Source organism: Acinetobacter sp. BIGb0196, assembly GCF_011759595.1.
In the GTDB taxonomy this organism is placed as follows: Bacteria; Pseudomonadota; Gammaproteobacteria; order Pseudomonadales; family Moraxellaceae; genus Acinetobacter; species Acinetobacter guillouiae.
Genome location: NZ_JAAOZA010000001.1, coordinates 2,062,266 through 2,087,110, shown reverse-complemented (window position 1 = coordinate 2,087,110; position 24,845 = coordinate 2,062,266). Strand labels below are relative to the sequence as shown.

Here is a 24,845-nt window from a genome sequence, read left to right as displayed (position 1 = left end):
TAATCTTTATGCATATGTTTATATAAAAAATTGAACTAAAAACAAAGCTTTTTTATCATTTTTAATACTTAATTTTTTCCTCAAATATTAAATTTTGCTTAAATCCTCCGTTTTTTAATTGAGCTCATCCTGACATATTATTTGTTTTATGCTGGGTGATATTTTAAAAATAATCGCAGAATTCTAAGCTATAATTGTTTCATTACTTACCTTAATCTGAATCCTCAGATTTTAAAGCTCAATATGTCAAAAAATCTCGCAACCCTGATTGGTTTAAGTGCCATTTTACAATGGTCTTCCATTGTCGGCTTATTGAAAAAAATTAGTTTTAGTTTGGGCGCTGAGTTGGCTGTGCTGCTGATGTATACACTGAGCACGTGTATTTTATTAATATTTTTTAAAATCCCAAATTTAAAATTAATTTCAAAAAAATATCTGATATTTTCTACCTTATTGTTTGTTATTTATGAATTATGTTTTTCTTATGCCATTGCACTAGCACAAACCGCCCAACAAGCCATAGAAGTTAGCCTGGTCAATTACCTCTGGCCGGGCTTAACTGTTGCGATGCTGATCCTCTTTAAAGAAATTAAATTTAATGTCTTTGTTATTGTCGGTTTAGCCATCAGCTTAAGTGGAATTATTTTGATTCAAACCGGACAAGGTGCTTTAACATGGTCTAATATTTTATCCAATATTCTCGAAAATCCAATCAGTTATATTTTGGCATTTGTTGGGGCAACGCTGTGGTCCTTATATTGTGTCATTACCAAAAAATATAGTGATGGGCATAATCCAATTTCTTTTTTCTTTGTGGCGATCAGTATAGTACTGTGGACTAAATACCTGTGGTCAAATGGATTGAGTTTAAATGCAATTCCAGAAGTTGAACTTACAACAATAGGATTATTAGGCATTGTTTCAGTGGTGATGGCCTTGGGCTATGCTGCTTGGAATATTGGCATTATCAAAGGCAATATTACGATTTTGGTGACTTTATCTTATTTTAGTCCAGTCATCTCAACTTTGATTTCAATGTTTATCTTACAAACCAATCTACCAACAGAGTTTTGGTATGGCGTGATCTTGGTGACTTCAGGCTCTTTGGTGTGTTGGATTTCGACAAATTGGCAACAATTAAAAGAAAAACTATTCAGTGCTTTAAATTAAACGCTTGCTGATCAGCAAGCATTTTAAATAAATACCATCCAAGCAATCATTCAACAGCTTAAGTTGCATTTAATCCATATTGAATGATCAACTTAGTAAATGGCCCCACTACTTTAGATTCAATTTAGGGGGGCCATGAATCGCTTAAATTGTTTGCTTAGATTTATCTGCAAGTTTAACCAGACAAATAACCTTCACGTTTAAGATCCGCTGTCGTACTCAGAATCGCTTTACGTAATGTTGTCACGATAAAGTCTACATGTTGTTTATTTAAAATTAAGGGCGGCGACATAATATTCATATGACCAACTGGACGAATGATTAACCCATCTTTCTGGCAATAATCTGCAATTCGAGAACCTACATTGACTGAACTCGGGAAAAGTTCCTTGGTTTTCTTATTGGCTAAGTTTTCAATACACATCATAAATTTCTTACCACGAACCTCCCCGACAATGTCTAAGTCAACCAATGTGTGTAATTGATCTTCAAAATATTGACCTACATCATTGACATGTTGCAGTAAATTTTCACGCTCGATAATTTCAATATTTTTTAGTGCCGCTGCACAAGAAACAGGATGACCTGAATAGGTAAATCCATGGGTAAATAACGCACCATCCGCCTGAGGCTTACCAATCACTTTTGCGATATCATCAGATATAATCGTTGCACCTAATGGTAAGTAACCTGAAGATAAGCCTTTGGCACAAGTAATAATATCTGGAACGATATCAAACTCTGATTCTGAAGCAAAAAAGTGCCCTAAGCGCCCAAACGCAGTCACAACTTCATCAGACACATATAAAACCCCATATTTATGACATACTTCAAGGGCTTTTTTATGATATCCCGGCGGAGGTACGATAACACCGCCAGCACCCATGATCGGTTCTGCAAAAAACGCAGCGACATTTTCTGGACCCAATTCCAAAATTTTATTTTCTAACTCTTGTACCTTTTCATTGCAGAACGCTTCTAAGCTTTGACCTTCCGCTCTACGGTATGGATTTGGGCATGAAATCTGGTGGACCAATTCACGATCAATATCAAAACCGATATGATCAAACTCAACCCCTGTTAATGACATACTGATATAGGTACTGCCATGATAACCATCTTTGCGCGAGATTAATTTTTTCTTGCTTGGTTGACCAAGTTGATTGAAATAAAAGTGAATGAGTCGTACCGCAGTATCATTGGCAACTGAACCTCCGCAACCAAACAGTACATGATTCAAATTTCCAGGCGCTAATTCAGCCAGTTTTGCAGATAATTTTGCAGCGGGGATCGAAGTATGGTGACCAAATGCAGAATAATAAGGAATTTGCATAATTTGTTCTGAAATAGCATCAGCAATTTCTTGCCGCCCATAACCGACATTGACGCACCATAAACCACCAATACCATCCAAATATTTATTGCCTTCAGCATCAAAAACATAACACCCTTCACCGTGTGCAAGAATCATGGCGCCTTCATCTTTAAAGGTTGCAAAGTCAGTCCATGGATGAATATGGTGATCTTTATCTTTTTTCCAAACTTCTGTAATTTCTGTTGTTGATAACTGCTTCATAAGATAACTCCTTGTTAAAATTCTACTTTTATTTGGTCAAACTTTCGATGGATTCTGGTTGAAAGAGGTGTCTTTTCATCACCAATTTGATCCAAAGAATACTGATGATTGTGGTAAAACCAATCACAACTCCGACCCAGGTAAATATTTTGACTCTCAAATCTGGGGTAGGCACAGCATAGAAAATCGTAAGTACCATCCCGATAATGCCAATGATTTGTAAGAATGGATAAAATGGTGCTTTATAAGGTCTTGTCATCTGTGGGTAGCGTTTACGCAACACAATCACGTTGATATGTGCAATCACATAAGCGATCAACCAAGAGATACAGGCTGCTGTTAACAGAACCTTTATCACTTCGGTTTCACTCTGTGAGAACAGCATTGGTATCATGATGATGACAGCAACAAATACAACGCCCACCCAAGGCACATTATTCTTCTGATTGACTCGGGCAAAAATTGATAACACTTGCTTATTACTCGCCATGCCCTGCAACATACGCGGTAAGGCAGCTAAAGTCGCATTTAAGGTACTTAAGGTGGCAAATAGAGCACCAATCGCAATAAAGAGTAAGCCTGTGGGGCCAAATACCGCCGTTGCATATTCAATATGTGGGGTCAAAGAATTAACCAAGTGCTCTTGGGGTAAGAAATACAGTGCACCCACGCCATATAAAGAAATGGTGATAAAAATCGTGGTTAAACCGATATACATCGATCTTGGAATATTTTTACTGGGATTTCTGGATTCTTCGATCATCGGAACAACAAACTCGACGCCAACAAATCCCCAAAAAGCCAACGCAACCAGAGCCACAGTATTTGTATCAAAAGTAATTGTATAATCAACTACTTGAGTATGCGGATAAACCCAACCGCTGATCGCAAATATACCGAGTAAAAGTAATAACACCACCATGACAAAAGCCACGGTATTTTGAACTTTGGAGAAGATATCAATTTTCAGCAGATTTAAACCGACTGAAATAAATAAAATCAGAAAACCTATACCAAAATAGGGAACATCCAGCTTAAATATTTTTTTGATCACATCATCGATTAAAATCAGTTCTGCTGAAACAGCAAACATTGCCACCAAAATATAACCACAAAATACCGAAAGCATCGCGGGTAAATGCCCTGTTGCGACTAGACTATAATCACTGATACTGCCACTTTTAGGGATTAATAATGCCAACTCTGCAAAAGAGGATGCATAGCTCAGCGCTAAAAAGAATCCGATAATCAGCGGAATAAAGAAACTTATTCCGCTTAAGCCAAATCCTTGCAAAATAATCACCATCACACCTTGTGATAGCACTAAACCTACTGCAATGGCGATCAAGTTAAACAAAGTTAACTTTTTTGCATTCACCTGTTTTGCCTGATCGATTAAACGACTTCCTTGCTTATTGTTTTTTCCTGTCATGTGCTCCTCCCTCCTAGAGTGGGCATTAAACCTTGAAATTTAAAACTTATTTCATGCAGTTTTTTCTTCTTTATTGATTAAATTTCTTTGAGTTTTATCTTGATACTTTAAATACTGACGTTGAATATCAATGTGGCCTGCCACGCGTTTTGCATCATGCCAAACGCCCCAAATAAAGCTTGAACCACGCCCAGATAAATAAGGTAGACCAATAAAATAAATACCGGGTTCTGTTGAGACACCAAGCTTATGGTTGGGCCGCCCATTTGCATCAAAAGCATTGACTTCTAACCAACTATGATCAAAACCAAAGCCAGAGGCCCAAATAATTGAAGTGATCCCTGCTTGGGCTAAATTAAGCTCTAAAATAGGCTGTCGAATGCATTCAGCATCATCTAAAATAATCCGAGCTTCTGGCTCCTCAGGTAAATCTATACCTGTACGCTGAACATAGGCATCCGCAGCATCTAAAAACTCAAAATACGCTTTATCACCGTCGGCCAATGACTGTTGCAAATCATTTTGAAAACGAACCCGCTCAGCTTCAAATTGCATCGTCATGCCCAGTAAAGTGATGCCTTGTTGTGCGAGACGTCTAAAATCAATGGAATGCCCACCATGTGCACCGCTCACAGCCAAACCTTTCAACGGTCCTGTATCGGTTTTAACACTATCCCATCCACCCAACACCCCGAGCCACCAAACATTATCGCGTTGACGATAAACACGTGGTGGACGTTCATGCGCTCCCACAGACAAATAGACTTTTTTACCAGCACGATTTAACTCATCTGCGATTTGAATTCCAGAAGAACCAGCACCCACTACTAAAACAGCACCCTCAGGGATTTGTTGTGGATTTTTATATTGGTCTGAATGGATTTGGTATAAACCCGTTTGCTGAGGCGCAATCGAAGGAATAATGGCTTTTTGAAAAGGCCCTGTTGCTACAACGACACGTTGTGCTATTAAAGTGCCTTTAGAGGTTTCAACAACAAAACCCGCAGCTTGCGCATTTGCTTGGACCTTTTTAACTTCAACATTGCTATAAATCGGTGCATTAAAGCGCTTGGCATATTTTTCAAAGTATTCAGCAACTTGGTCATGATGTACAAAACTATCTGGATCAAGATCAAATTCCATATTGGGAAAGCGATCGTGCCAACAAGGTCCATTCGCTACCAAAGAATCCCAACGGTGTGTACGCCAAGCTTCTGCAATACGGTTTTTTTCTAATACTACATGTGGAATTTTGAGTTCTGTCAGGTGCTCACTCATCGCAACTCCTGCTTGGCCAGCACCAACCACAACGGTATCTATTTCTAATTTATCTAGACTCATCTTTTTTTCCTTATCAGATCGAGTAACGTCCTTACAACAATTATTCACACTTGTTTGGCTGTATATGTTTGCTGCAGATTTCTTTTTCAAAAATGAAATATCAAAGCTGCGCAAAACACGATTTAAGAAAAATATAGGGAGCCGAGCAGCAAAGCGAAAATAGAATATCCAAAACAAGTGCATCAAAAAATCTGAAGCTATACACTAAGCACATGAAATAAATAAAAAATATATGCCACGCTATCATTCTTTTTTAAGTTTTTTTATTACTACGGAAAAAGTAAATTACTAGAAAGGAAAACACAAATTGTGAGCGCCCACGAAGTAAGCATACTAGAGGAACATCATAATTAACTGAGGATTGAGCTGTGAAACATACCCGCATTCGAACATTTAATACCAAGAAAACTTATCCAGAGCAGAATTTAGACAATGATCTATGCCAAGCTGTGGTTGCACGTGGGCGAACCGTTTTTCTTCGTGGTCAAATTGGACAAAATCTGGATACATCGCAAAGTGTTGCGATAGGTGATGTCAAGGGTCAGACCGAACAGGCGATGTATAACATTGACATGCTACTCAAAGAAGCTGGGGGAGAATTGGCAGATATATGTAAAATTACCATATATATCGTTGATCCACGCTTCCGTGAAGATGTCTATGGTGTTGTCGGTAAATGGCTTAAAGGGGTTTACCCGGTCTCAACGGGTATTGTTGTTTCCGCTTTGGCACGTCCAGAATGGCTTGTCGAAGTTGATGCAATTGCCGTTATTCCAGACTAAAAACCATCAAGATGTGAGGGAAATATGACATTTTCAATTATTGCGAGATGCAGTGAAACAGGACAATTCGGTGCAGCGATTAGTTCATCCTCTCCAGCCGTTGCATCAAGATGTATACGTGCCAAAGCTGGGATTGGTGTTGCAGCAAGCCAGAATATAACCGATCCTCAATTGGCCAGCATTTTACTTGAAATGACCAAATATAATATATCGCCTAAAAATGCGATTACAGAATTAACTAAAAATACCGATTTTATTGAATACCGCCAATTAACTTTACTTGACGCGGTGAATGAGCCTTTTGCCTTTAGTGGAGAAAATAGCTTAGGAATTTATACACAACATATAGGGAAACATGCCGTATGTGCGGGTAATTTACTTGCAAATGAGAATGTTACTCATGTTATGCTCAAACACTTCGAACAAAGTAAAGGCACATTAGCTGAGCGTTTACTTTATGCATTAGACGCAGGAAAACAGGCTGGTGGAGAAGCAGGAGCAGTACATTCTGCTGGTCTTTTGGTTGTTGACAAATTGGAATGGCCGATTGTTGACTTACGCGTGGACTGGTCAGATCACCCCATTTCCGACCTTATCGCACTATGGCAGATATATGAACCGCAAATTGATGATTATGTTTTAAGAGCTTTAAACCCAATCAATGCTCGCAGCTATGGTGTTCCAGGAAATGAATAAATTTTTCGAGGGTATACAATGGAGGTGTATCCAAAGTGTTAAATCGAATTTCTTTAAGACAAATGGAATACTTTGTTGCAACAGCTGAATGTGGCAGTATCATTATTGCTTCGGAGAAGATACATGTATCCTCTCCGTCTATTTCTGCCGCAATCGCACATATTGAATCAGAATTACAAACCCAATTATTTATTCGCCAACATGCGAAAGGCTTAATCCTCAACACTGTTGGTAAAAGTGTGATGTTGGAATGTAAGAAGATCTTAAACCAAGCTTCAAGTTTATATTCCCTTGCGGCAGAATTTTCTGGTTCCATACGTGGGCCGTTAAAAGTAGGCTGCTTCCCTGCTTTTACCCCGATGATCTATGCCGATATCATCAATGGATTTTCCAACTTATATAAGCAAGTTTCTTTAGACCTTTACGAAGATGATCAACAAGCACTTCTAAATGCGCTTATACGTAATGATATTGATCTAGCTTTAACTTACGATCTCAATATTGATGAAAATATTATTCATTTTGAAGCTTTAACGAAATTGCCGCCTCATGTATTGGTCAGTGAGGAGCACCCTTTAGCAATATTGCCTGTTGTAAGCTTAGAAGAACTTTCACAGTACCCGATGATTCTTTTAGACATGCCCTTTAGCAATGAATATTTCTTATCATTATTTAGAGCTCAAAATCTTACGCCCAATGTTGTGCGTTCTTCAAAAAATATCGATGTCGTTCGTTCAATGGTTGCCAATAATATTGGCTACACGATTTTGAATGTTCGCCCGAAAAACACCTATAGCCTTGATGGTAAACGTCTGGTCCGTATTCGTATTGCGCATGAACATCGCCCGATGTATATCGGCATTGCGACACCGAAAAATGTACCCAAAAATATTGTTGTAGAAGCGTTCATTAGTCGTTGTAAAAGCTTTATCTCCGATCATTTTATTTCGGGTATGAGTTCGCCGCATTTCTACGATCCCTATATAAAAGCCCAAACACAAAAGGATTCCTCAGATGTCTAATCTGTCGAGTATTCAACTACTTAAAAAACTTGTTGCATTTGATACAACGTCCTACAAAAGTAATTTAGAACTGATCATGTTCGTCAAAAACTTACTTGAACCTGCGGGAATCAGTATCACTTTAAATTTTAATCCAGAGCAGACCAAAGCCAACTTATTGGCAAGTATTGGTCCTAAAGACCAAGCTGGAATATTGCTGTCTGGACATACCGATGTGGTTCCAGTTGAAGGACAAGCGTGGAGTAGCGAACCTTTCCAAGCCCTAATCAAAGACGATAAAATTTTTGGTCGTGGTACTGCTGATATGAAAGGTTTTATCGCCTGCGCGATACATGCCATGTTAAAGGCAGCACAAATGCCTGAATTGGCTAAGCCTCTACACCTTTGCCTTTCCTATGATGAAGAAATTGGCTGTATTGGTGTACGCGGAATCCTTGGCCTACTCTCTGAATTAATTATTCAACCAGAGCTTTGTGTGATTGGTGAACCCACCAGTATGAATATTGCCACAGGCCATAAAGGCAAAGCAGTATTTAAAGCAATTTGTCGTGGACAAGAGGGTCACTCCGCTTTAGCCCCGTTATATGTCAATGCGATTTATTGTGCTCAAAATGTTGTTGAGGCCATTACCACAACACAAAAACAGATTGCGGAAGGTCCGATTGTCGATATGGGCTACGATGTGCCTTATACCACTGTACATGTCGGGAAAATACAGGGTGGTAAAGCTTTAAATATCGTTCCCAATGAATGTGTTCTAGATTATGAGATTCGTAATGTTGCAGAACAGAATACGGAGTCAGTTCAAGCGAAAATTTTTGAATATATCGAGCAAAGCCCTTATGCAAAATTTGTCAGTTTTCAAGAAATCAACCAATACCCTGGACTAAATACCTCAACCACTATTCAAGCGGTCAAATTTTTACAAAACCTCCTTAATCCAGCAACTGCATTACAGAAGATTTCATTTGGTACAGAAGGTGGATTATTTCATCAACAGTTAAATTCTGCGGTACTCGTTTGTGGTCCAGGTTCTATTCAAGTTGCGCATAAACCTGATGAATATATTGAAATCTCGCAGATGCAACAATGTGATGCATTTTTTGAACGTTTGCTCAATCATATTAAGCGTTAAGACGTGACTGTTGATTTTAAAAGTTAGTTTAAAAAAATAAGTAACGCTTTTAATTTGTTTTTTCTAAACCCAAGGCTTGTATAAAACAAATTCACAAAATTGGCGAAAAATAATACGGTTAAACCTACTCTATCGCTAAAATTTTAAGGAAGATGAATGAAACTAAAACAGGATTGGCTAGAACAACGCGCGCAGATAACACTGCCAAGTTGTGCCTTTATCGCCGGACAATTTGTCAACACCACGCAGACCTATAAAGTATCAAATCCAGCCACAGCTGAGTTTTTAGTCGATATGTCAGCATGTGATGCCAATGATGTTGAACAAGCAGTTCAACATGCGAGAAAGACCTTTAACAGCGGTGTCTGGTCTCGGTTAGCGCCGCGTGAACGTAAGCAAATACTTAAAAAGCTCGCTGAACTTATTCGTGAAAATGCTGAAGAGCTTGCCTTACTTGAAACCCTCAATGTGGGTAAACCGATTCAGGATTCACTGCATGTTGATATTCCCGGTGCAGCATCTTGTTTTGAATGGTATGCAGAAAGTATTGATAAAATTTATGATGAAATTGCCCCTACAAGTGTAGACCAACTGGCGATGGTCAGTCGTGAACCCATAGGCGTTGTCGCTGCTGTGGTTCCGTGGAACTTTCCGCTTGATTTGGCAAGTTGGAAACTTGCACCTGCCTTAGCGACAGGAAATTGTGTTGTATTAAAACCTGCAGAGCAATCGCCCTTTACTGCATTAAAACTTGCTGAATTCGCAAAACAAGCTGGGATTCCAGATGGTGTATTGCAAGTGGTTACTGGCTTAGGACATATCACTGGTCAAGCACTTGGACGCCATCCAGATGTCGATTGTTTAGTCTTTACTGGATCGACCGAAACTGCAAAAAAGTTTTTGGCTTATTCTGCTGAATCAAATATGAAACCTGTTTGGCCAGAAACAGGTGGGAAAAGTGCCAATATTATTTTTGCTGATGCTGATTTAGATAAAGCGGTCGATAAAGCGGGTTTTGGTGCTTTTTATAATCAAGGTGAAGTGTGTTCGGCAAATTCACGGATTTTATTAGAAAAAAGCATTTCACAACAATTTATAGAGAAATTTATCGCCAAAGCCAAAACACTTAAGATTGGAGATCCTCTAGATCCCAATACCACGATGGGCTGTTTAATTGATCGTCAACATGCGGATAATGTCAGAGCTGCTATTGATCAAGCCAAGGCTCAAGGTGCGCAGTCTCATATTATTCCGTTAAATTTAGATGCTGCTTTAGATCCAGCAACCTATGTAGCACCAACCATTCTAATCGGTGTCAATCCTGATTTTAAAATCTTCCATGACGAAGTTTTTGGTCCTGTAGTTTCAATCACAACTTTTGAAACCCAAGAAGAAGCGATTGAACTTGCAAATCACTCCATTTATGGATTAGCTGCCTCAATTTGGACCAAAGATATTCAGAAAGCAATTCTTCTGTCTAAACAGCTTTTAGTCGGCACAGTCTCTATCAATACAGTAGATGCTTTAGATGTGAGTACTCCATTTGGAGGATATAAACAGTCTGGTTATGGGCGTGATTTATCTTTACATGCGATTGATAAATTTACACAGTTAAAAACCACATGGATTCAATTGTAAATCCGAAGGCGCACTCAATCAGTCAAAAACAAAGATTGAATGCTTCTGATGCTATAAAGAAAATTTACACAATATAGCGTTTGCTTAACCCCCATTCTGCCAATATTCGACGGTAAGTTGTAGATGAACGATCTGCTTCAAAATGTGCTTCCATTGTAATATCTAATGGAAGCTCTTCTGGTTTTTGACTCTCTACCATGTTCTGATCCTCTGCAAAAATTTGTGCATTAAAATCGTAAACTGCCTGCAAATCGCCTGTTGTATCAAAATTACGGGTCAGTGGTACAAATAATCGAGTTTTGTTATGTGATACAGGACAACAGGCATTTAAAATTTTCAATATACCCTCGCGTGGAAATTCAACCTTTAACACCGCTGAAAATGGTGGGTAAACATCAAAAATTCGTTTCCATAAAAAACCCTCTGGTGCCAGATGCTGTAAGCCATGCGGGTAGTTGCTCACATTACTGACATATTCAGTATGTAAACCATAGTCTGTACGCTCGGTGGTGTATTTGGGTACGACAGGATTTTCAGCATCTGCAAAAGACTGCTGATGTACCCAAGCAAAATGTGCGACATCAATAAAGCCTTCCAATTGCCGCCCGCTTGAACCCGCAATGTCAACAAATGGCGGCAGTATGGGCTGATGCTCAGGATCATCCCAAGTGTCCAGTATTGGAAAGTTTGCATGGCTTGCATCACGACTAAATAAACTTGTCCAAACCAAACCATATTTTAGAACTACAGGAAATTTGGTGAGACTAAAGCGCTCTGAAATATTTGTCAGGTCTGGCTGCGCTGGAATTTTTGTACATTGACCTGCTGTGTTGTAATGCAAGCCATGGTAGGGACAAACGATCTCTTCACCTTGCACCCAACCTTTGCTGAGTGGTACACCACGGTGCGGACAAATATCACGCACCAACTGAATCGTACCGCTTGCAGTTTGATAAAGTGCCATTTTCACATCGAGGAGTTGTACTTGTTGTGGGGCTGTTGTGACATCTTGCACACGAGCAACAGGATACCAATGCTGAGCAAGTATTTCCCAGTCTTTAGACTCAAAACCACTACATTGTGGTTGACTAAATAAGTTCAGAACTGGAATTGCATTCATACGAAACTCACAGAATATATATTTAATGTCATGATCTTATGCTGTGATTTCAGCATGTTGCTCAGCTAAAATCATGGCTGAGTTTTAAATTACGAATTTTGTCTAATTCTGTCTATTAGAATGTTTTACTTATCTCGTTCTAAAAAATAGAACACCTATCTGAAAATTATTTTTAGAAAAACTCATCATTGGCATAAAAATCGCTTAGTGATCTGTGATTTTAGCGAGTTTTAAATTTCCTTAATTTTCATTGCTTAGGAATAAGTCCGTGAAATATAAATAATGGACAGCCCATATGCCTGTGAATACAACTTTTTCGCGATTTTCTGATTATTTTATTGCGGTTGCCAAGACAGGCAGCTTAAGAAAAGCAGCAGATCAACTCTATATTTCAGTATCAGCGGTACATCGTCAAATCGCACTTGCTGAGGAAGAGTTTGGTATTGATCTGTTTGAACGTTTACCCAGTGGTTTAAAACTGACGCTTGCTGGAGAGTTACTCTATGCGGATTTGATTAAGTGGCAAAAAGAATTTCAATTAACCCGTAATCGTTTTGATGAAATCCAAGGGCTTTCTCGGGGAACAATTGATTGCGGATTGATTTCTGCACTTAGTGATGGCTTCGTTTTAGATTCAATTCAATATATGTATGACAACTACCCTTGGATCAATTTTAATTTTCATATCCAAGACAGTGAAACTGTGTCAAATATGATCATGGACGCTGAAATTGACTTTGGAATTTTATTAAACCCGAAAGGCCATCATCAATTAGAGGTTTTATCTTTTGTCGAAATCCCAATCGGTTTTGTTTTACCTAAAGATCACCCTTTAACAAAAAATGAGAAAGTTTATTTGTCAGATAGTGTCAACGATAAACACTTGATTCCTGGTGCACCGTTAATTATTCATGATTATGTGCAGACCTTGTATAAGCACCATAAATTTAGCCCACAACAGCACTTAGATTGTAATGACATTCGAATGATTATGTCATTAATTCAAAAGAATTTAGGTATTGGTTTATTGTCATTTATTGATGCATATCCATATTTAGAACGTGACGAACTTGTTTTTAAGCCGATTCGAGAAAAGGGTTTATATCCATTAACACTGGCTTTATGTGTTGCGCCAAAACGACAACTTTCACGCGTATCGCAAATTATGATTAAGCATCTTATTGAACAAATCGAAGCATTTAAGCTCAAGCTGATCCCTTATCAATAATCAGCTTGAGCTATGTTGTAATACATGAACAACAGCCCCTTAAGCAACAAAGTAATCACGTGTAGCTGAGTGATGACTAGCAATAACTCCCTAAACATATAGATGAACCAAAAGCGTTAGATTTCCAATGCTGAATTTAGATTCAGTAATTTAAATTCAGCATCGACCTAGCAACATTTAATCTAATGGATTTCCGATAATATTACTGATAATGCCACGCATAATATGTGGGCCTTGTTCTTGACGTAAGTCTTGATACCACGCTTCGGTCACAGCTTCATCTTTCATATGGGTCACATCACAGCGTTTGCGGGCACGTAATACTAACTCATTGGCGCGCTCATTACGTTTATTTTGATAACGTTTTAAGGCATCCTCTAAGCCTAATGTATTGATTTGCAAAGCGCGTGCTAAGTAAATTGCATCTTCCATGGCTTGGCAACCGCCTTGACCAATATCAGGCGTAGTACTGTGAGCTGCATCCCCCATAATCACCACCCGCCCTTTATAAAACTGGGTAAAAGGTTCAATATCATGAATTTCTACTCGATTGGTTTTTTGCTCATCAATCGCTTCAATTAAGTTTTGAACGGGCTGGCACCAGTCCTTAAAATATTGTTTAAAAAGTGTTTTATATTGGGCTTTACTGTTTTCTAAACCTACAGGCAATGGCACATCAAAAAAGAAGTAAAACCGTTGCTCTGCCACTGGCATAAGCGAAACACGTTTTCCCTCTCCAACAAAGGTTGTCCATTGATCGGCTTGGGCAAACTTATCTGAAATTTCGACTAAGCCATTCCAATTGACATAACCTGCATAACGACGTTCAACCTGTTCACCCAGTACATATTGGCGGGTCAGTGAATGTGTTCCATCAGCACCAATTAACAATGCTGTGGTGACTTCACTGCCATCTGCAAACTGAACTTTTATGTGTTGATCTACTTGTTCTAGTGCAACCATTTTTTTCCCAAGATGAATATCGTCACGGCCAAATTCATCCATCAACATGTTTTGTAAATCTGCGCGGGAAACTGGATAAGGCCGTTGCCCAACCTCTTCAATCAAAGGCATTAAACTAAACTGGGTCATGTGCTCACCAGTTAAGCCATCGATATAGGCTAAATGATCCATTTGACCACCAAGTTTGGCAACTTGATCCGTTAAGCCTAAATAATTTAAACACTTAACACCATTTGACCATAAAGAAATAGCAGCACCTACAGCTAGAATTTGTTCAGTTTGTTCATAGATGGTGACCGAATGTCCGAATTTTTTTAGTGCAATACCTGCGGTTAATCCCCCCATACCTGCACCGATAATAGTAATCTCCATCTATTTCTCCTCTGTCTGTTTCTTTAACACTTATGACTAAAATGCTAAAAACGTGCCATTTATATAAAAATCACAACATTCCTTAAGCAAAGTTGGCATAGGCTATGCATGATGAGGACGGTAAGATATTGTTTTTATGAGTGCTTATTGAACTTTAAGTGCTGATATCAATCAATAAAATGATATAAATCGTAATATGAATGGTAAATAAATATGGCAACTTTACTTGCACCAAGTTTTGAGCTTCCTGCACATTTGCAACAATACAGCAATTTGGCAGACCCCCGAATTGGTACAAAAGTACTTGAATGTTCAGATGATTTTTTTGCAGAAGCACAACGAATGTTGCAATTTAATCCACCCATTTTTGTAGAAGATAAATTTGATGATCACGGCAAATGGATGGATGGATGGGAAACCCGCCGTAAACGCCATGCAGGCTATGACTGGGCAATTGTTAAATTAGGTGTTGCTGGAAAAATTACTGCATTTGATATTGATACCACTTTTTTTACTGGGAATTATCCTGCTTCCGCTTCAATTGAAGCCTGTTATGCACCAAATGGGGACTTAAGCAATGCACTATGGCAGCCCATTCTAGATAATTCCGTTCTTGGCCCCAGCCAACATCATATTTTTGACATTAAAAACTCAGCAGTCTTTACCCATGTACGCTTAAATATTTTTCCTGATGGTGGTATTGCACGTTTTCGCGTCTATGGTGAAGTGCAAATACAGATCCAAGATCGCCAACGTACATTAGATTTACTGGCACTAGAAAATGGTGGACGTGTGATTGCCTATAGTGATGCACACTTTGGCCATCCTCGTAATTTGATCAATCCGAATCGTGGGATCAATATGGGTGATGGTTGGGAAACCAAACGCCGCCGTGCACCTGGATTTGACTGGTGTATTTTGGCCCTAGGTCAAAGTGGTGTAATTGAAAAAATTGAAATTGATACTGCACATTTCAAAGGCAATTTCCCCGCTCAAGTATCGATTCAGGCGATATATATTGAAAATGCGACTGATCCACAATTGATTCCGCAAAGTATGTTTTGGCCATTTTTACTCAATGCTCAGGATATGCAAATGGATCATATTCATGATTATGTAGCAGACATTTTAAACCATGAAAAAATTTCACATATTCGTGTCAATATGATTCCAGACGGTGGCATTAGCCGTATCCGATTATGGGGTAAAATTGCAGAGTGATTTTATGAAATATATCCAAATTCAGCCATTAACTGCTGAAGCTTTTGCAGCATTTGGTGAGGTCATTGCCTGTGCTGGCAATGATTTTTTCCATATCAATGGCACGCATACGGAACGCTATCATGCTTTATCTTTGGCTCAAGCGGCTAATGCTGAAGTCGGGTTGAGTATTTTTCGTAATATTCAAAAAACCCAAGTGCCTTGCGAAATTCAAATGCTTGAACGCCATCCAATCGGTTCACAGGCATTTATCCCGATGCAAGGTCAATCCTTCTTGGTTGTTGTTGCAGCGGCTTTAGATCAGGATCAACCTGATCTTGATCATATTTATGCCTTTATAAGCAATGGCCAACAGGCTGTAAACTATCGTGCAGGCACTTGGCATCATCCGTTATTAACGCTTGAAGCACCCAGCGACTTTGCTGTAATCGATCGGATTGGTGAGGGTCACAATTGTGATGTTTTTCAATTTAATGAAAATATTGTCCTGACCTTATAATCACCATTTCATAACAGCAAATAAAAAATGCATGGATCAAAACATTCACACTAAAAGTGCTGAGAAGTACTGAGATAAGATTTTACCCTATGTTGTTAAAAAACCAGTGCAGCATTATTAAGTGTTGCGCTGGTTTGGAAAAATGATCTTAAGCTTATCTCAATCCTATACATGCATTTAAAAACATAATCAGATAAAGATCATTTTAAAAATGATATTTAATTAAGGCACTGACATTATTTTCATCTTTACCAGAAATTCCATATTTATTATTCCAAACGGAATATTCAACACCTAAATACAATTTCGTATCTGGTGAAATATGTTTACCCGCATTCCATTTCCATTGGGTGGTCCAGTTTAACTCACTGGCATGATCATCTTCAGCGGTTGACCAATCCAGAAAACCATCAACAAGAAAATCTTCTGATGCAATTTTAAAAGGCACACCAAAAACAAAAGTCAGCTGATAATCATCATTTGTGTTCTTGTAATTGTCTGCTTTATAAAAGTTTAATTGTGCATATTGGAAATATGGAATCGCCAAATCTACCCCGATCCCATACAGATAATTGTTAAACCCTTCACCGCCTTCCCATGTTGTGGCAATGAGAACGTCTTTAATTGGCCCTGCTTCCAACTTATGCCCCGAAATGGCGCCTAAGCTCAATCGTGGTGAAACTTCAAAATAGGTCTCATTGCCTGAAACATCATTATTGGTACGATCCGCAAATGCAAAGAAGTCCCCATATTTTAATTTGGCTGCATATTCAAAAGTAATGGTCGATTGATCATCTTCCCGAGCAATTAATTCATAATTTTTTCCATATAATCCAGTAATGCTAAAGTCTTGCCAAATAGGCGCAGCATGGGTGCTAAAAGCGGTGCAAACCAAAGTTGAAAGCGCAGCAAATTGTGTTAATTTCATTGTATAAATTCCCCATCAGAAATAGCGGTAAACACCTGCGTGAATAAGCAAAAACAAAGCCAATTTTTTACACTTGGTCAAAATTTCATAAAAAAAGCCCAAATCAATGGGCTTTAAAATCATGATGATAAAATCTATTTCTATAAAAGCTAGCTTCCACGATATGTGGAATAAGCAAAAGGGCTGATTAATAGAGGAATATGATAATGTTGTGCCCTATCAAGGACTGAAAAATGAATCACAACTTTTGGGAAAAACGTTGCTAAGGCTAAACGGTCAAAATATTCAGCAGTATAAAAAACCAAACTATAATCCCCTGTTTTAATTCCACTTAAATTAAAATCTGCAACCCGTCCATCTTCATTGGTCCTTGATTCTGCAACAATATTGTCTTGGCTATCCAATAATTTTATCAGAACATTTACGGCAGGCTTGCCAAGATGCGTGTCTAAGATATGGGTACTGATCATGTTATTTCCTTTCTAAACATTATTTTAATGCAATCAATCATTTAAGCTTTCATTTTCACTCAGTTCATGATTGAGTCTTAACATTGCAATTTCACCAAGTTGTTGTTTAACAATACGCTGTTCTGTTTCAGGAGCATTTAATAAACGATATTTCAGTGCTTGTAGAATTTCAGTCTGATCTAAGCCCATAGCACGAATTAAAAAAATATGACCAAATTTCATTTCATAAGCAATATTGCCTTGCAATAAAGCATGTTGTGTTTCAGTGCTCTGTTTTATTGCTGATTGCTCTTGATGAGAAAATGCTTGCTCTTTTTCACTCAGCACTGCCTGAGCCTTTTTTTCACCGATACGTGGGTGTGTCGCTAATGCATTTGCAATTTCTAACCATGTCCAAGTTGAGGCTTGTGCTTTTGCAAAATCCATTAACGCTTGAGTGTTGACAAATGGACGTTGTGACAAAATTTCATCTGACCAACGTTGAATGTGCACACAATGCTTAAGCAAGGTTGTAAGCTCTTCTGATGATGCTTGATTAAATTCTTCTATTTTCACGAATAATACCTATGCTTGAGTTCGCTAAAATTTTCAAACACTTTTATATAAACTTTGCTGCGCGCTTTACTGCATTCAATTAAAAATAAAGTGCTTACCTTAAAAGCCACATCCTCATAGCGACAATTATGCGGCTGGATGGTGTTTAAACCAATGTTCAGCGATATCACCGCGACGACAGATCCAGACTTTTTCATGTGCCTGTATATAATCTAAAAAACGCTGTAATGCTTTAAAACGACCGGGACGTCCCAGAATACGACAATGCATTCCAATCGATAGCATTTTCGGCTCATTTTCACCTTCTGCATAAAGCACATCAAAGGCATCTTTTAAATATTGGTAAAATTGCTCGCCACTGTTAAAACCAGCAGGCGCGCAGAACTTCATATCATTACTTTCTAAAGTATATGGAATGATCAGGTGCGGGCGGCTTTGGCCTTGTAAATTGGTTAAGCTTGTCCAAAATGGCAAATCATCACCATAGTAATCGCAGTCATATTTGATCTGTGGAAATTCAGCCAATAATTTACGAGTATTTGGGCTATCTCGCCCTGTATACCAACCCATTGGTGTAGTGCCAAATAGGGTTTCTAGAATACTGATTGCTTGATCAATATGCTGACGTTCCGTTTCAATATCTATATTTTGGTAATTTAGCCAACGCTGTCCATGTGAAACCACATCGTAATGAGCTTGTTGAATGGCTTCCACAATATATGGATTACGTGCCAGCGCCATACCCACTCCAAATATGGTCATGGGTAAGTTACGCTTTTTAAACTCATGATGAATACGCCAGAATCCTGCACGAGCGCCATATTCATACATCGAATCCATCGACATATGCTTGTCAGGAAAACTTGCTGCTCCCACGATATCAGATAAAAACTGCTCAGAACCGGCATCACCATGTTCGATATGGTTTTCAGCACCTTCTTCATAGTTAAGAACAAACTGTACCGCTATTTGGGCTTGATTTGGCCATGCTACTTTGGGTACTTCACCGTGATAGCCAATGAGATCTCGTGAATAGGGAGTATTTTGGATTTGGTCTATTAAGTCTTGCCCACGTAAATAAGTTTTATTCACTCAAACCGCCTTTAAACTTTTCAATCACCATTTTTTAGTGTGAATGATCAAGCAGTTTTTATGCCAATCTCACTCATGCTTTAGTCAACGGGTTGGAAAGTTAACTGCACGTGATGACTTGTTCCCTTGAAAATATAGTGGTGTTTTCCAATTTGAAAACTTAGATTAGGTTGAAGAGCACTTTCCTGCTGAGTACGTACAATCATCGTATTATTTTCATTCGATTCTTTTAACAAGAATTGATAAATTTTATCCGTCATCTCTGCATCTAATAATTTATGCTGGATTCTATTTTGTAGATATTGATCTAAACGTTTTGTATAAAGTTCTATAAGTTTTTTATCACCAGAACTAAAAATGCGATCAAAATTATTTAAAGAAGCCACCTCTTTATTTACTGAGCTTAATCCTGTGGTTTTAATTGCACTCACTTCAAATTGATCAGTACGTTCAAAAACCAGATTCAGACTTTCGAGATTGTCTGAAAAATTTGCATCTTGTTGTGAATATTGTTCATAGATATCACGAAAAAGTTTTTGATATTCATAGGATATAGACGCGTAATCATACAGATTAAAGTATTGCACCTTACTTACATCAGCTAAGTATTCAGCACATTTTTTCCCACATTGTTGTTTTTGTTGTTGACTGATTGCATTGGTCACTAAGTACTGTGTATAAAATTGATGCGCATCATCTAGATATTGAATCTTATGCGTCCATTTATATTTCACCAAACTTGCATCACCTGCTGCAAGGTAAGTTTCATATCTCAGGATTTTTCTCTCTTTTGGTAAATCTTTCTCCCATAAGTCACGATATTGATTTAAAATTTTAACGCCCGATATGGTGAAATCAGAAGCCGCTAAAGCACAATTTTTATCGTCTAAATAACCCAAAAAATCTGAAACAAAAATAACATCCATCGAATACACATCTATTTTTTCAGAATTTGAACGATTTAAAAATTTATGCAACATGTTAAGAGGCATATAGCTTTCAAGCCCCTTACATTGTGTTTCAAGAGGTTGCGCAAATTGAGTTAAATCTGACTTTAAAGCCACAATATCTGCATATGTAGATACAGGTATAAACATAAAAACCGTCAATAGAGCAATTTTTCTTATTATAAAATTCATGCTGTTAATCTCATTTTATTTAAAAATAAAAAACTCTGTATTGTCTAATTGATGATTTAACAATGCATAACGAAAATCACGCATTAATTGTGATGATAATTCTCGCTTTTGCTCTACCAGCATTTTCAATAACTGTAAAAACTGACCATGACTAAATACCAGTAAATGATCATGTTGATAATGTGCTTTTAATGAATCCAAGTGCGAAATAAAGTCCGTAACGCGTTGATAAAAAATGGCAAAAGATTCAGCGCCTTCACTTGTCACTAGGTTCACATCTGCTTGATTCCAATAATCATCTGCCCAAGGTTTTCGTTCCTCTAAAGTGGTATTTTTACATCGCGTATCGGATAAGTAAGAAAACTCCTGAATATCCAAAACTTGAGGTGTAATCTGATCTCGTAATAAAATTGGTTCAGCTGTTAGACGTGTACGGAGGAATGGAGAGATAAAAATCTGCTTTGCTGGTGGTAGAACATCAACAAGTTTTTGCGCCTGTTTATGTCCATATTCGGTTAAGGGAATACTTGCATGTGACTCAGTTTTACCGTTTACATTACCTAAACTTTGCGCATGACGAATTAAATAAATACTCATAAAATTCTCTTACCTCACCTTTATTTTGAAAATAATCAATAATTTTTAGTCAATCAATTTACAACTCATATTTCAATCATCATTTTTGAAGATTAATCATCCAGAATTTTGGTTAGAAAAATTTATCGGCTCCATAATTAGTTTTAACTTATTGTCTGAAACTATAAAACTATAAATGTGCTGACCTAATTGATAACTTGTTACATTTTTGCTTTTAGTCTCATGTGTACCTAGATATTCAACCTTTGTGTACAAGTATCTGCTTTCTTTGCTTAAAATCTCATATATATTTTCTATCATGCGATCATCAAGAAGATTGTTTTCAATACGATATTTTATATAAGCATCTAGTTTTGCATAGAAAATATTTTTAATGTTTCGGTCATCAATTTTAAAAATGAATTTAAAGTTTTCAATTGATGCAACTTCGAAGGGGAAAGAATTTAAACCTGTTTTTTTTATATATTTGATTTCAAAATCATTAGTTAAATCAAATATTTCTTGAAGTTGTGTGATCTGCTGTTCTGTTTTTTTAAAATTTTTATAATGATGTTGAAATAGATCATGATATGCCATTAAAATACCCACATAATGAAGAGGAAGATAAAATCCATGATCTTCTTTTAGATATACATAATCTTTACATAACTCCCCACATCGGCTTTTCTCATTTTTTGAAATAATATTTCTATTTAAATAAATATTAAAATTTTCTTGAGCTTGTTGTAATTTTTGGTTATCCATCGTCCAAGAATACTCAATTAAATTAGCATAACCTGCTTGCCTATAAACTTCATTATCCAACATTCTCTCTATATCATATTTATCTTTAAAATATTTTTCTTTAATTGAAATACCATTAGCTGAAAATTTACTTGCTGCCAAAGCACAATTTTTATCTTTTATAAAAAGTAAAAAATCTGAATTAAATATAAACATAAGATCATATACATGAATATCACTTCCTTTTGAGTCATTTAAGAAGTTATTCAAATTTTTTATTGGTCTATAATCATCTTCATTTTTACATGCTATTAATAAATCTTGGCTTATTAAATTTAATTCAGACCGCACATCAGCATACGCAAATTTATTCATCCCTATAAAAGCAATAAAAATTGCTATTTTTAATACTCTAATCATCAAATTGGCCCTTATATTTTTCTCTTTTTTGATATTTTAAAAATCATCTTCATTTTCAAAAGGCTTCTTTCATCAGCTCTTTTTTAAATCATAAATTAACATAAAAGCCCCCTCATCCTAGCCTTCTCCCCCAAGGGAGAAGGAACCTTCTATAGCTATATGATTCACTCCAGATGAGCATTTTTTAATTTAGCAAAGAGCTTTAAAATTATGAGTTAAATAAGAGTTTCTCTACTGCTCTTCGGTTTACTAAACCTTGTACTGTTTTGCCACCTGCTTTGATCCAAACATCAAATTGATCACTGGCAGCGTGATAATCAGAGGCGTTCAATAATTTTAATAAAGTTGAATTTTTAAAAGCACCAATACCAATGTTATAGCTCAATGAAACCAACGCATCAAACTGATTTTGATTTAACGGCACATTTACAGCAGCAGTTACTGCTTGCTCAAAACGTCTAAGGTCATATTGCATATAGTTTTTTGCTTGTTCAATGGTACAAGTATCACCATACTGGACAGCTTTTCCATGCGGGTAAATCGTTGTTCCATAACCGATGGTACACACACCAACACCATCATCATAGGCTTTAAGCTCTAATCCCTCAAAACCACAAATCAAATCCACGCCTTGAGGACTTACCTGAGTAATTTGATCTTGTGCAAAGCCAATGACATTCGTATCAGAATCAATAGCGACACCGATATTTGAGTTGGAATAATCAGTCCTATGTTTATTCGATTCGCGCTGCTGTTGATTCAATGGTTTTGAAAAAAACGTAGAAAATAACTTGGAAAAAAATTTAGACCAAAATTGCGTCATCAATAAAACTCAAAAAAAGAAAAGGGTTATATCGCAGTACCTATACCACCCAATATTAAACATAGCTTTTTGAATAAATAAAGTTGTCTTTGGTTGCATTGGGTATAGATCTATTGATTTTAAATAGAAAAACTCCTCTCTTATCATAAGAAAGGAGTTTTATCTTCTTGTTGCTGTTGATATACATAGAATTAAAACAAGAAATAACGCTGTGCCATTGGTAATACTTCAGCAGCTTCACAAGTTAGATGTACACCATCGGCACGAACTTCATAGGTTTCAGGATGCACATCCATAACAGGACAATAGCTATTATGCTTCATGTCTTGTTTAGTGATGTTTCTGGTATTTTTACAAGGTGAAATTAACTTCTTTAATTGTAATTTTTCAGCAACACCAAGTTCAATTGCGGCCTGTGACAAGAAAGTAATACAGGTATTATGCACGCCTCTTGGATACGCCCCAAACATTGGACGGTAATGTACCGGCTGTGGTGTTGGAATTGAGGCATTAATATCCCCCATTGGCGCTGCCGCAATCATTCCACCTTTAATGATCATCGATGGTTTTACCCCAAAAAACGCAGGTTTCCACAACACCAAATCAGCAAGTTTCCCTTCTTCTATAGAACCAATTTCATGGCTTAAACCATGAGTAATGGCGGGATTTATTGTATATTTTGCAATATAACGCTTCACCCGATTATTATCATGATACTGATTATCGCCTTCTAATGGTCCACGTTGCACTTTCATTTTATGCGCCGTTTGCCAAGTGCGTAAAATCACCTCACCCACACGCCCCATGGCTTGAGAGTCAGAAGACATCATTGAAATTGCGCCGAGATCTTGCAAAATATCTTCTGCGGCAATCGTTTCACGACGAATACGGCTCTCAGCAAATGCGACATCTTCAGCTATCGCTGGATCTAAATGGTGGCAGACCATGAGCATGTCTAAGTGTTCATCAATGGTATTGATGGTATATGGACGGGTTGGATTGGTTGAAGATGGCAAAACATTTGTCTGACCAATGGCTTTTAAAATATCAGGTGCATGACCACCACCCGCACCCTCAGTATGATAAGTGTGAATAGTACGATTTTTAAATGCCCCCAGTGTTTCTTCAAGAAAACCACTTTCATTTAAAGTATCGGTATGAATCGCCACTTGTACATCATATTCATCTGCCACAGTTAGACAATTATCAATTGCAGCAGGGGTAGAACCCCAATCTTCATGCAATTTCAACCCCACCACACCCGCTTTAATCTGCTCCGCAATCGGTTCAGGTTGACTCAAATTACCTTTGCCCAATAAGCCAATATTCATAGGTAAATCATCAATGGCTTGCAGCATGGTTGAAATATGCCATGGCCCCGGTGTTACCGTTGTTGCCGATGTTCCTGCAGCAGGACCAGTACCACCACCAATCATGGTCGTTGTCCCCGACATTAACGCTGTTTCAACTTGTTGGGGGCAAATCCAGTGAATATGAGTATCAATACCACCTGCTGTAAGTATTTGCCCTTCACCTGCAATCACCTCAGTTGCCGCACCCAGTGGAATGGTAATATCGGGTTGAATATCTGGATTGCCGGCTTTACCTATTTTCCAAATTCGCCCATTTTTTAATCCCACATCGGCTTTAATAATTCCCCACCAATCGACGATCAATGCGTTGGTAATCACCGTATCGGCAACATCTGCTGCAAGTAATTGAGATTGTCCCATCCCATCGCGAATAACTTTGCCACCACCAAATTTAACTTCTTCACCATAGGTCGTGAGGTCTTGTTCAACTTCTATAAAAAGTTCGGTATCTGCTAAACGTACTCGATCCCCAACGGTAGGACCAAACATTTCAGCATAAGCTCGACGTGACATTTTCATTTTGATTATCC

23 protein-coding genes are annotated in these 24,845 nt (G+C 37.7%); 9 read left to right on the top strand and 14 right to left on the bottom strand.

From position 1 onward, the window contains the following. The first annotated feature begins 243 nt into the window (after positions 1-243). Positions 244-1,170, top strand: a complete 927-nt coding sequence (gene yddG, locus FHR28_RS09490) for an aromatic amino acid DMT transporter YddG (protein ID WP_166782466.1) — start codon at positions 244-246, stop codon at positions 1,168-1,170. Positions 1,171-1,345: 175 nt separating this feature from the next. Here yddG and FHR28_RS09485 read toward each other — a convergent pair whose 3' ends face one another. Genes FHR28_RS09485 through FHR28_RS09475 form a run of 3 tightly spaced genes read right to left on the bottom strand, consistent with a single transcriptional unit; the run spans position 1,346 to position 5,519 of the window. Then, entirely contained in the window at positions 1,346-2,746 is a 1,401-nt protein-coding gene (locus FHR28_RS09485) for an aminotransferase (protein WP_034613153.1), read from the bottom strand. Between the two features lie 28 nt (positions 2,747-2,774). Next, the gene (locus tag FHR28_RS09480; RefSeq protein WP_151957784.1) at positions 2,775-4,178 is read right to left on the bottom strand and encodes an APC family permease; all 1,404 of its coding nucleotides are present in this window, start codon (positions 4,176-4,178) and stop codon (positions 2,775-2,777) included. 51 nt (positions 4,179-4,229) lie between these two features. Then, a complete protein-coding gene (locus tag FHR28_RS09475; protein ID WP_166782465.1) occupies positions 4,230-5,519 on the bottom strand; it encodes a flavin-containing monooxygenase in 1,290 nt (429 codons plus the stop codon). A 368-nt stretch (positions 5,520-5,887) separates the two neighbouring features. Between FHR28_RS09475 and FHR28_RS09470 the strand changes: the two genes are divergently transcribed. The 5 genes from FHR28_RS09470 to FHR28_RS09450 all read left to right on the top strand — a co-directional run bounded on the left by FHR28_RS09470 (position 5,888) and on the right by FHR28_RS09450 (position 10,792). Next, positions 5,888-6,301, top strand: coding sequence for a RidA family protein (locus tag FHR28_RS09470; RefSeq protein WP_004720340.1), 414 nt, complete (start codon positions 5,888-5,890; stop codon positions 6,299-6,301). Positions 6,302-6,325: 24 nt separating this feature from the next. Beyond that, positions 6,326-6,997, top strand: coding sequence for a DUF1028 domain-containing protein (locus tag FHR28_RS09465; RefSeq protein WP_151957783.1), 672 nt, complete (start codon positions 6,326-6,328; stop codon positions 6,995-6,997). Between the two features lie 35 nt (positions 6,998-7,032). After that, positions 7,033-8,019, top strand: coding sequence for a LysR family transcriptional regulator (locus tag FHR28_RS09460; RefSeq protein WP_004821644.1), 987 nt, complete (start codon positions 7,033-7,035; stop codon positions 8,017-8,019). Further along, on the top strand, positions 8,012-9,154 hold the full coding sequence (gene argE, locus FHR28_RS09455; RefSeq protein ID WP_166782464.1) for an acetylornithine deacetylase: 1,143 nt from the start codon (positions 8,012-8,014) through the stop codon (positions 9,152-9,154). Before FHR28_RS09460 ends, argE begins: the two co-directional genes overlap by 8 nt. A gap of 156 nt (positions 9,155-9,310) precedes the next feature. Next, the gene (locus FHR28_RS09450) at positions 9,311-10,792 is read left to right on the top strand and encodes an aldehyde dehydrogenase (RefSeq protein WP_166782463.1); all 1,482 of its coding nucleotides are present in this window, start codon (positions 9,311-9,313) and stop codon (positions 10,790-10,792) included. A gap of 64 nt (positions 10,793-10,856) precedes the next feature. Here FHR28_RS09450 and FHR28_RS09445 read toward each other — a convergent pair whose 3' ends face one another. Beyond that, the gene (locus FHR28_RS09445) at positions 10,857-11,912 is read right to left on the bottom strand and encodes an aromatic ring-hydroxylating oxygenase subunit alpha (RefSeq protein ID WP_166782462.1); all 1,056 of its coding nucleotides are present in this window, start codon (positions 11,910-11,912) and stop codon (positions 10,857-10,859) included. A gap of 295 nt (positions 11,913-12,207) precedes the next feature. Here FHR28_RS09445 and FHR28_RS09440 point away from each other — a divergent pair, with 295 nt between their 5' ends. Next, on the top strand, positions 12,208-13,140 hold the full coding sequence (locus FHR28_RS09440; RefSeq protein ID WP_004720328.1) for a LysR family transcriptional regulator: 933 nt from the start codon (positions 12,208-12,210) through the stop codon (positions 13,138-13,140). Positions 13,141-13,317: 177 nt separating this feature from the next. Here FHR28_RS09440 and hpxO read toward each other — a convergent pair whose 3' ends face one another. Beyond that, positions 13,318-14,475 (bottom strand): FAD-dependent urate hydroxylase HpxO, encoded by a 1,158-nt coding sequence (gene hpxO / locus FHR28_RS09435; RefSeq protein ID WP_004720327.1) that lies wholly within the window; start codon positions 14,473-14,475, stop codon positions 13,318-13,320. 213 nt (positions 14,476-14,688) lie between these two features. On the opposite strand from hpxO, the gene alc reads away from it, so the two are divergent. Further along, positions 14,689-15,696: an allantoicase gene (alc, locus tag FHR28_RS09430; protein ID WP_056511275.1), complete on the top strand. Its 1,008-nt coding sequence runs from the start codon at positions 14,689-14,691 to the stop codon at positions 15,694-15,696. Positions 15,697-15,700: 4 nt separating this feature from the next. After that, positions 15,701-16,195 (top strand): ureidoglycolate lyase, encoded by a 495-nt coding sequence (locus FHR28_RS09425; RefSeq protein ID WP_154130023.1) that lies wholly within the window; start codon positions 15,701-15,703, stop codon positions 16,193-16,195. Between the two features lie 205 nt (positions 16,196-16,400). On the opposite strand, the gene FHR28_RS09420 is transcribed toward FHR28_RS09425, so the two are convergent. The 9 genes from FHR28_RS09420 to ureC form a co-directional block, all read right to left on the bottom strand. Beyond that, positions 16,401-17,123 (bottom strand): outer membrane protein OmpK, encoded by a 723-nt coding sequence (locus FHR28_RS09420; protein WP_166782461.1) that lies wholly within the window; start codon positions 17,121-17,123, stop codon positions 16,401-16,403. A gap of 149 nt (positions 17,124-17,272) precedes the next feature. Continuing rightward, entirely contained in the window at positions 17,273-17,593 is a 321-nt protein-coding gene (gene uraH / locus FHR28_RS09415; protein WP_166782460.1) for a hydroxyisourate hydrolase, read from the bottom strand. Positions 17,594-17,626: 33 nt separating this feature from the next. After that, positions 17,627-18,148 carry a 2-oxo-4-hydroxy-4-carboxy-5-ureidoimidazoline decarboxylase gene (gene uraD / locus FHR28_RS09410; RefSeq protein WP_166782459.1) on the bottom strand — a complete coding sequence of 174 codons (522 nt, stop codon included), beginning with the start codon at positions 18,146-18,148 and terminating at the stop codon, positions 17,627-17,629. Positions 18,149-18,274: 126 nt separating this feature from the next. After that, entirely contained in the window at positions 18,275-19,240 is a 966-nt protein-coding gene (gene puuE, locus FHR28_RS09405; protein WP_166782458.1) for an allantoinase PuuE, read from the bottom strand. Between the two features lie 80 nt (positions 19,241-19,320). Further along, on the bottom strand, positions 19,321-20,337 hold the full coding sequence (locus tag FHR28_RS09400; protein WP_228722048.1) for a hypothetical protein: 1,017 nt from the start codon (positions 20,335-20,337) through the stop codon (positions 19,321-19,323). Between the two features lie 57 nt (positions 20,338-20,394). Next, a complete protein-coding gene (locus FHR28_RS09395; RefSeq protein ID WP_166782456.1) occupies positions 20,395-20,976 on the bottom strand; it encodes a histidine phosphatase family protein in 582 nt (193 codons plus the stop codon). Between the two features lie 96 nt (positions 20,977-21,072). Then, positions 21,073-22,119, bottom strand: coding sequence for a hypothetical protein (locus tag FHR28_RS09390; protein WP_166782455.1), 1,047 nt, complete (start codon positions 22,117-22,119; stop codon positions 21,073-21,075). 208 nt (positions 22,120-22,327) lie between these two features. Further along, positions 22,328-22,942 (bottom strand): lysozyme, encoded by a 615-nt coding sequence (locus tag FHR28_RS09385; RefSeq protein ID WP_166782454.1) that lies wholly within the window; start codon positions 22,940-22,942, stop codon positions 22,328-22,330. Positions 22,943-23,133: 191 nt separating this feature from the next. Continuing rightward, a complete protein-coding gene (ureC, locus tag FHR28_RS09380; RefSeq protein ID WP_166782453.1) occupies positions 23,134-24,834 on the bottom strand; it encodes an urease subunit alpha in 1,701 nt (566 codons plus the stop codon). Positions 24,835-24,845: the final 11 nt, after the last annotated feature.

Coding starts and splice junctions, on each gene's coding strand:
- alc (WP_056511275.1), top strand. CDS start 14,689: ATGGCAACTTTACTTGCACCAAGTTTTGAGCTTCCTGCACATTTGCAA.
- FHR28_RS09485 (WP_034613153.1), bottom strand. CDS start 2,746: ATGAAGCAGTTATCAACAACAGAAATTACAGAAGTTTGGAAAAAAGAT.
- FHR28_RS09390 (WP_166782455.1), bottom strand. CDS start 22,119: ATGATTAGAGTATTAAAAATAGCAATTTTTATTGCTTTTATAGGGATG.
- uraH (WP_166782460.1), bottom strand. CDS start 17,593: ATGATCAGTACCCATATCTTAGACACGCATCTTGGCAAGCCTGCCGTA.
- FHR28_RS09480 (WP_151957784.1), bottom strand. CDS start 4,178: ATGACAGGAAAAAACAATAAGCAAGGAAGTCGTTTAATCGATCAGGCA.
- hpxO (WP_004720327.1), bottom strand. CDS start 14,475: ATGGAGATTACTATTATCGGTGCAGGTATGGGGGGATTAACCGCAGGT.
- FHR28_RS09395 (WP_166782456.1), bottom strand. CDS start 20,976: ATGAGTATTTATTTAATTCGTCATGCGCAAAGTTTAGGTAATGTAAAC.
- FHR28_RS09475 (WP_166782465.1), bottom strand. CDS start 5,519: ATGAGTCTAGATAAATTAGAAATAGATACCGTTGTGGTTGGTGCTGGC.
- FHR28_RS09440 (WP_004720328.1), top strand. CDS start 12,208: ATGCCTGTGAATACAACTTTTTCGCGATTTTCTGATTATTTTATTGCG.
- FHR28_RS09445 (WP_166782462.1), bottom strand. CDS start 11,912: ATGAATGCAATTCCAGTTCTGAACTTATTTAGTCAACCACAATGTAGT.
- FHR28_RS09385 (WP_166782454.1), bottom strand. CDS start 22,942: ATGACGCAATTTTGGTCTAAATTTTTTTCCAAGTTATTTTCTACGTTT.
- FHR28_RS09450 (WP_166782463.1), top strand. CDS start 9,311: ATGAAACTAAAACAGGATTGGCTAGAACAACGCGCGCAGATAACACTG.
- FHR28_RS09400 (WP_228722048.1), bottom strand. CDS start 20,337: ATGTTTATACCTGTATCTACATATGCAGATATTGTGGCTTTAAAGTCA.
- argE (WP_166782464.1), top strand. CDS start 8,012: ATGTCTAATCTGTCGAGTATTCAACTACTTAAAAAACTTGTTGCATTT.
- ureC (WP_166782453.1), bottom strand. CDS start 24,834: ATGAAAATGTCACGTCGAGCTTATGCTGAAATGTTTGGTCCTACCGTT.
- FHR28_RS09420 (WP_166782461.1), bottom strand. CDS start 17,123: ATGAAATTAACACAATTTGCTGCGCTTTCAACTTTGGTTTGCACCGCT.
- yddG (WP_166782466.1), top strand. CDS start 244: ATGTCAAAAAATCTCGCAACCCTGATTGGTTTAAGTGCCATTTTACAA.
- FHR28_RS09465 (WP_151957783.1), top strand. CDS start 6,326: ATGACATTTTCAATTATTGCGAGATGCAGTGAAACAGGACAATTCGGT.
- FHR28_RS09425 (WP_154130023.1), top strand. CDS start 15,701: ATGAAATATATCCAAATTCAGCCATTAACTGCTGAAGCTTTTGCAGCA.